This window comes from Aminobacter sp. P4_D5 (assembly GCF_056401815.1).
The window spans coordinates 20,628-28,767 of record NZ_JBFUIP010000074.1; the positions used below are offsets into that span (position 1 = coordinate 20,628).

At 60.5% G+C, this 8,140-nt stretch carries 4 protein-coding genes; all 4 read left to right on the forward strand.

Going from position 1 to position 8,140, the window contains the following annotated elements:
- The first annotated feature begins 146 nt into the window (after positions 1 to 146).
- The gene (locus AC1DWF_RS17150; RefSeq protein WP_476841866.1) at positions 147 to 3,623 is read left to right on the forward strand and encodes an indolepyruvate ferredoxin oxidoreductase family protein; all 3,477 of its coding nucleotides are present in this window, start codon (positions 147 to 149) and stop codon (positions 3,621 to 3,623) included.
- A gap of 139 nt (positions 3,624 to 3,762) precedes the next feature.
- A complete protein-coding gene (locus AC1DWF_RS17155; RefSeq protein WP_476785669.1) occupies positions 3,763 to 6,072 on the forward strand; it encodes a putative bifunctional diguanylate cyclase/phosphodiesterase in 2,310 nt (769 codons plus the stop codon).
- 154 nt (positions 6,073 to 6,226) lie between these two features.
- The gene (locus tag AC1DWF_RS17160; protein WP_476788452.1) at positions 6,227 to 7,006 is read left to right on the forward strand and encodes an N-acyl amino acid synthase FeeM domain-containing protein; all 780 of its coding nucleotides are present in this window, start codon (positions 6,227 to 6,229) and stop codon (positions 7,004 to 7,006) included.
- Between the two features lie 47 nt (positions 7,007 to 7,053).
- Positions 7,054 to 8,140, forward strand: a 1,087-nt coding sequence (locus AC1DWF_RS17165) for an ABC transporter substrate-binding protein (protein WP_476841867.1), incomplete at its 3' end; no start/stop codon positions are given.

Genomic DNA, 8,140 nt, shown 5'->3' on the forward strand with positions numbered 1-8,140 from the left:
AGCGAGCGGTCGGGTGCATCTTCGATTGTACTTTTCCCCGTGCAAAGAAATTCGTTTGACGCGACAGTCGTGCCCAGAAAAGCTATCCCTAAGCTACCCAAGGTCAGCCGCCCGAATCGTGGGCGGTTCGGGCACAGGAAATGCGGATGACGCTTCACGACGTCGCTCTCGATGACAAGTTCGATCTGGGCAAGGAGCGGATCTTCCTCTCCGGCGCGCAGGCCGTCATCCGTATGCTGGTCATGCAGCGCGAAAGGGACCGGCTAGCCGGCCTCAATACGGCAGGTTTTGTCTCGGGTTATCGCGGTTCGCCGCTTGGCGGGCTCGACCTGCAGCTGTGGAAAGCCAAGAAGCAGCTCGCCCAATCTAACGTCATCTTCCAGCCCGGCCTCAACGAAGAGCTTGCCGCCACTGCATGCTGGGGGTCGCAGCAGGCGGAGATACTGGGCGAAGGCAAGCACGACGGCGTCTTTTCTGTCTGGTACGGCAAGGGCCCCGGCGTCGATCGCTCCGGCGACGTCTTCCGCCACGCCAATCTTGCAGGGTCGTCGAAGCATGGTGGCGTGCTGGCCCTGATGGGCGACGACCACATTGCCGAATCCTCGACCAATGCACATGCCACCGAGTTCCTGTTCGTCGACACGATGATCCCGATCCTCAATCCAGGTGGGGTGCAGGAGCTGATCGACTACGGTCTCTATGGTTTTGCCCTGTCGCGTTTCGCCGGCACGTGGGCTGCGATCAAATGCGTCAAGGACAACATCGAATCCACGGCTTCCGTCGATGCGTCGCTCGAGCGTCTCAACATCGTCATCCCCGACTTCGACATGCCGCCCGGCGGGCTCAACATCCGCAATGAGCTCGACCAGCTCGGCCAGGAAGCGCGGCTTCACGAATACAAACGCGCGGCGGCTTCCGCCTTCATCCGCGCCAACGGCATCAACCGCATCGTCTATTCCGGCGGCCGCAAGCCGAAGATCGGCATCATCACCGTCGGCAAGAGTTTCCTCGACGTACGCCAGGCGCTCGACGATCTCGGCATCGACGAAAAGCGTGCCAACCAGATCGGCATTCGCCTGTTCAAGGTCGGCTGTCCGTGGCCGCTCGACATCGAACATATCCGCGACTTTGCCCGCGGACTCGAGATGATCGTCGTTGTCGAAGAGAAGCGTTCGCTGCTCGAAACCCAGGTGCGAGAGGAGCTTTACGGCACTTCGATGCAGCCCAAGGTGGTCGGCAAGAAGGACGAACGCGGCGACTGGCTGTTTCCGGCCAAGGGCGCGCTCGACCCTAACGACATCGCCATCGCGCTGGGTGAACGCATCCTCAGGGTCATCGGCCCGTCTGAGGAGATCGCCGCCCGTGTCAGCCGGCTACGCCAGTATCAGGCAATGCTTGCCGACACCAAGGACGTAGCATCGCGGACGCCGTTCTTCTGCTCCGGCTGCCCGCATAATTCGTCGACCAAGGTGCCCGAGGGCTCGATCGCCGGCGCGGGCATCGGTTGCCACTTCATGGCGTTGTGGATGGACCGCAGCACTGTCGGCTTCACTGCGATGGGTGGCGAGGGCGCGCAATGGATCGGCCAGGCGCCGTTTTCCAAGCGCGAGCACATCTTCCAGAATCTCGGCGACGGCACCTACAACCATTCGGGCACGCTGGCGATCCGCTTCGCGCTCGCCTCGGATGCCAACATCACCTACAAGATCCTCTACAACGACGCGGTCGCCATGACAGGCGGTCAGCCGCATGAAGGCAGCCTGACCGTGGACATGATTGCCCGCCAGGTACGCGCCGAGGGCGTCGAGCGCATCGCGGTCGTCACCGACGAACCCGACAAATATGGTGGGCGTTCACAGTTCCCGACAGGCGCGACGTTCCACCATCGCGACGACCTCGATCTTGTCCAGCGCGAGCTGCGCGACATCAAAGGCGTGACCGTCCTGCTCTACGACCAGACCTGTGCCGCCGAAAAACGCCGGCGCCGCAAGCGCGGCACGTTCCCCGACCCTGACAAGCGCGTGTTCATCAACGAGCTGGTCTGCGAGGGCTGCGGCGACTGTGGCGTTAAGTCGAATTGCGTGTCGATCCAGCCTGTCGAGACCGAGTTCGGCCGCAAGCGCAAGATTGACCAGTCGAGCTGCAACAAGGACTTTTCCTGCGTCAACGGCTTCTGTCCGTCATTCGTTACGATTCATGGCGCCAAGATCCGCAAGGCCGAGGGCATCGCCAGCAAAAGCGAGGCCTTGCAAGGCGTGCCCGATCCTCAGCCATTTCCGCTCAACCGCGACGGCTGGGCGGCGGTCATCGACGGTGTCGGCGGCACCGGTGTGGTCACCGTTGGGGCCGTGCTTGGCATGGCCGCACATCTCGAAGGCAAGGGCTGCGGCATGATCGACATGGCCGGTCTCGCCCAGAAGGGTGGCTCGGTATTCACCCATGTCCRCATCGCCCGTTCGCCTGACGACATCAACGCCATCCGTGTCTCTGCCGGCAAGGCCGACCTGATTCTTGGCTGCGACCTAGTCGTGTCGGGCGCCAAGAAGGTTTTGGCGGCCGTCCGCGAAAACCACACCATTTTCGTTGCCAACACCGCCGAAATCATGCCCGGCGAATTCACCCGTTCGGCCGATTTCTCGTTGCCCACCGAACGGCTCAAAAAGACCATTCGCGAGGCTGCTGGCGAGGCGAACGCGCATTTCTTCGATGCCACGCGCACGGCGTCCGCACTGTTTGGCAATTCGCTCGGTGCCAACATGTTCATGCTCGGCTTTGCCTTCCAGCATGGCGGCCTACCGCTTTCGGCCGAGGCGGTCGAAAAGGCGATCACGCTCAACGGCGAGGCAGTGGCCATGAATGTTGCTGCATTCCGCTGGGGCCGCCGTGCCGCGCATGAGCCGGAATTCGTCCGCGCGATGCTTGCCCGCTCCGGTCGCGGCGAGGAGCCTGCGATGGCTCAGACGCTCGACGAGATGATTGCGCGCCGTGCCGAATTCCTGACGTCCTACCAGAACGCATCCTATGCGGAGCGTTATGTCGGACGTATCGCCTCGATCCGCGCGGCCGAGCAGAAGGCGAAGCCGGGTTCGACCATGGTCGCCGAAGCCGCCGCGCGCTCTCTGTTCAAGCTGATGGCGATCAAGGACGAATACGAGGTCGCGCGGCTCTACACCGACGGTTCCTTCAAACGCGAGCTGGCAAAACAGTTTCAGGGCTACGACCGGCTGGAGTTCCACCTGGCGCCGCCGATCCTCGGCCGCAAGGGTACTGACGGTGTGCTGCGCAAATCAAGCTTCGGCCCCTGGATGATGACGGGTTTCAAGCTGCTCGCGGCGATGAAGGGGCTACGTGGCGGTGCCTTCGACGTCTTTGGCTACACAGCAGAACGGCGCATGGAACGCGATTTGCTTGATCGCTACGAGGCCGATCTCGAACTGATCCGCGGAGCGCTTGCCAGCGACAATATCGAAGCGGCCACAGCACTGGCATCGGTGCCGCAACTGATCCGCGGCTACGGTCACGTCAAGCATGCCAGTGTCGACAAGGCAGCCGGTGAACGGGAGCGGCTGGTCAAGCGATTGAGCGCGTCGCCGTCCAATCCGGCGCTGCAAGCTGCCGAATAGTCGACATTACTTGTTTACCTGAATCTAAATTAGAGGTTTTAGCAGGCAATTGAATGGCCGGAAGGCTATTTGAAGCCTCTGTTTCTAAGCCTTTCTTAAGGCGAGTATGGCACTTCTTGGCCTCCCAGGCGGGCCTCGGATGCGCAGAAGAAACAACGAGATACCGGTCGACGTCTACATCCCTTTCGTGGAAACGCTTTTCCGCGACGGTGCGACGCTGGCTGTTGGCATGGTTGCCCAAACGGCGCTGATCGGCGTCGTCTGGTGGAAAACCGCCCATCCGCTCTACCTTTTGGTTGCGCTGTTCATGGTGCTGGTCGCCACGTTGCGCCTGCGAAATTTTCGCAAATACAATAGCTTGCCGTCGCCGACGACATGGGAAGAGGCGCACCAGCGCGAGAACGACTACATTTTGTACGGCACGTTGCACGGCGGCGCACTGGGTGCGTTTTGTCTCGCCGGCATCTATTTCGCGCACGACACCTTTGCTGAGATCGCCTCTGTCTGCGTGACGCTGGCCACGGCTACGTCGATTGCCGGTCGCAATTACGGCTCTCCGCGCATGGTGATCATTTTGATCATCGCGCTGACGTGGCCGATCTCGCTTGGCTTTCTGCTTCGGGGTGACCCCTACCATGTCTTCTTAGGCCTGTTGTCTGCACCGTTTCTGTTTGCGATTCGGAAATTCGCCGACACCGTACGCGACGTCCTCTTTACCGCCGTGTCTGAGGAAAAAAAGGCCAGCCGCCTGGCCCAGCGTTTCAATCGCGCGCTCAACACCATGTCGCATGGACTGGTCATGCTTGGGCCAGATGGACGCGTGGCGGTCGCCAATGCAGAAGCTGCAAATCTGATGTCGGTCAAGTCGCCGGAGGCACTGCTTGGCCGCTCGATTCATGGCCTCTTGATGCGTGGCGTCGCTGGAGGCCAGCTTGCGCTCAAGGACTGCCGCTACATCGAAGCACAACTGACGCGCGCGCTACGTGAGGGCAGGGACCGCAAGGTCCTGGTTTCGCTTGCCAATGGGCAATGCCTGGAGTTTTCGGCGCGCGAAGGCAGCCAGGAACTTGGGGTCATCACCTTCGAAGACGTGACGGCCCGTGTCGCTGCCGAAGAAAAGATCCGGTTCATGGCCCGCTACGATAGCCTTACCGGTTTGCCGAACCGTGCCTACTTCCATGAAACGGTTGCTGAGTGCATCCATGCCGGCGCACGCGACCGGCTTTGTGCACTTGCCGTTCTAGATCTCGACGACTTCAAGAGTGTCAACGATACCCTTGGCCATCCGGTCGGCGACGGGCTCATCTATGCTGTGGCGGAACGTCTGGCTGCTTTTGCCAGCGATACGGTCAAGATCAGTCGCTTTGGCGGCGACGAATTCATGATCTACTTCGACAAGGTCGAAGACGAGAGCCACCTTACCGAAATGCTAGATCGCATCTTCGCCGAAATGCAGGGCGAGGTCGACGTTGCCGGCCACGCACTTCGTATCCAGGCGAGCGGTGGCACCGTGCTGTCGCAGGTGCGTGACTCCGACGTCGATGCGATGATCGTCAGGGCCGACCTTGCGCTCTACAAGGCCAAGGAGTCGGGCAAAAACAGCTGGCACCTGTTCGAAGCGGTGATGGATGCCGCTTTCCGCAATCGCCAGTTGATGAAGGCCGATCTGCGCAATGCGGTCGAAGCGCGCGCACTGCGCGTCGTCTACCAGCCCATCGTTTCAATGAGCACCATGCGCATAGCTAGCTGCGAGGCGCTGTGTCGTTGGGATCACCCAGAACTCGGGCCCGTCTCGCCCGCCACCTTTATCCCGCTCGCTGAAGAGATGGGCATCATTTCCGCCATCAGCACCTTCGTGCTGCAGGCTGCGTGCGCGGAATGCGCCAAGTGGCCCGCGCCGATTGGTGTGTCGGTCAATCTTTCGGCCAAGGACTTCCGCAATCGTGATGTCATCGACAAGGTCAAGGATGCACTCGCGGCATCAGGCCTTGCGCCGCATCGCCTGGAGATCGAGGTCACCGAGACCGCGCTGCTCGACGACAAGTCGTTGACGCGCAGCTATGTCGAGGAACTCAAGCTGATCGGCGTAAGCATTGCGCTGGACGATTTCGGAACGGGATATTCGAGCTTGAGCTACCTGCACAAGCTGCCGCTCGACAAGGTCAAGATCGACCGCAGCTTCCTCGCTGACGTCGCGCAGAATCCGCGGTCCTTGCAATTGCTCAAGGGCATCGTCGACTTGTCGCGGCCGCTCGGGCTTTCCGTGACTGTGGAAGGGGTGGAAACCTTCGAACAGCTCAAGATTCTGGCCATCGAAGTTCATCCAGACTTGGTTCAAGGCTTCCTGTTCGGCTCGGCGCTGTCATCGTCGGGCATCGAAACGATGTCGAATACCGTCTGGCCTTTCGCCAAGGATATCGGTCTCGCCCGCGTCACAGCTCGTCGTTGAGGCGATGACGCGACACATTGCCTAACTGCGGAAATGCTTAATTTTCTGTTAATTATTAACCTTAACGGAAGGTAAACAGCTACAGTTTGATTTTCATCTTTACATCACCCCGACCTCGGCTAGTTTTCAGCTGGGCGGAATTACGGGGAACTCCATGACCATCCATCAAGTGGCGTCCAGCGGTGACGCGGACGCCAAGAGTAGCGCTGTGCCCGACGCAGGGTCGTCATTTGCACGGCACGTGTCGAACTTGCTTGAGCGCACCGAGTACCGCCGCTGTGACAAGGGCGAAGATCTCGAGGACATCTACCGGCTGCGCTACAAGTCGTATCGGTCCAACGATATGGTTCCCGACAACGAGAGCCATACCATCAATGACGAACTGGACGAGACACCCAACGCCTATCGATTCGGTGTCTATGTCGATCAGCACCTGGTGAGCACGCTGCGCATTCACCACGTCACGCTAGCGACGCCATTGTCGCCGTCCACTAAAGCATTCGGCGATATCGTCATGCCAATGCTTGCGGAGGGGTTGACGTTCATTTGCCCCAGCCGCTTCGCATCGGACCCCGAATGGTCACGCGTTTACCCGCAAATCCCTTACATCACACTTCGCCTGGCCGGCATGGCGTGTTTCCATTTCAAGGCACCTTACTGCTTGTCGACCGTTCGCGAAGATCACGCCGGCTTCTACAAACGCATCTATAATTCCGAGCGGATAAGCGAGCCGCGCTCCTATCCGGGGGTGTTTAACAAGGTTGTTCTCTACCGCGCCGATGTGAACAGCATCCGCGAGCGCTCCTTCCAACGCTTTCCTTTCTTCAAATCGACGCCGATGGAACAGCGGCTGATGTTCGGCAAGCCGCCGAAGGGCGAACTCGCGCCGCTGACGATCCTGCCGACGGCAAAATACTATCGCGAAGCCGCCTGAGCTTCGCGTAAGGTCGGCGGCACTGTAATCCGGAACACGCGGGCACGATGACGACGCCGACCACCAAGCATATTCTGCGGGCAGGGCTGCTGTTTGGCCTGATCCTGCCCGCGCCCGCGCTCGCCGAGGATGCGCTTTCCATCGCCAATATGGCCTTTCGCACCGGTCCGTTCGCGGCTGCCGGTGCGCCGCTGATGGACGGCCAGCGCGACTATTTGCTGATGCTCAACGAGCGCGACGGCGGCATCAACGGCATCAAGCTGGACTACAACGAGTGCGAAACCGGCTTCAACACCGACAAGGGTGTCGAATGCTACTATAGGACCAGGGCCACCAGCCTCGTGGCCCAGCCCTGGTCGCCTGGCATCGCGCTTGAACTTCTGCCCAAGGCCAGCGCCGACAAGGTGCCGGTCCTGGCGCCGGGCTACGGTTTCTCGGCGATGGCCGACGGCAAGCATTTTCCATGGGCCTTCAACCCGCCCGTCACCTATTGGGACGGAGCTTCGATGATGCTCAAGAGCATCTCGGGCGACGATCTCGACAGCCTGAGGGGCAAGAAGATCGTGCTCCTGCATCTCGACGCGCCTTATGGCGAGGAGCCGATCCCGCTGCTGCAAGCCTATGCCGATAGCTTCGACTTCACGCTTTTGCCTGTGCCGGTCGCGGCCAAGGAAATGCAGAACCAGTCGGCGCAATGGGCGAGGATCAAGAGCGAGCGCCCGGATTTCGTGCTGTTGTGGGGCTGGGGCGCGATGAACGCCCGTGCTTTCGCCGAGGCGATCAAGACGGGTTTTCCGATGAACCGGCTCGTCGGCATCTGGTGGTCGGCCCAGGACGACGACCTCAAACTGGCTGGCGACGCTGCCAAAGGGTATCGCGCGCTGTCGTGGAACCTGCCGGTATCAAATGCCGACGCGATCCAGGACATCCGCAAATATGTCGTCGATGCCGGCAAGTCGCAGACGCCTTTGGAAGAGCTTGACCAGATGTTCTACCAGCGCGGCGTGCTGATCTCGATGTTCACAGTCGAGGCGATCAAGGCAGCACAGGAGCATTTCGACATCAGGCTAATCAATGGCGAGCAGATGCGCTGGGGCCTCGAGAACCTCAAGATCGACGACGCCAGGCTGGCGT

Coding starts and splice junctions, on each gene's coding strand:
- AC1DWF_RS17155 (WP_476785669.1), top strand. CDS start 3,763: ATGCGCAGAAGAAACAACGAGATACCGGTCGACGTCTACATCCCTTTC.
- AC1DWF_RS17160 (WP_476788452.1), top strand. CDS start 6,227: ATGACCATCCATCAAGTGGCGTCCAGCGGTGACGCGGACGCCAAGAGT.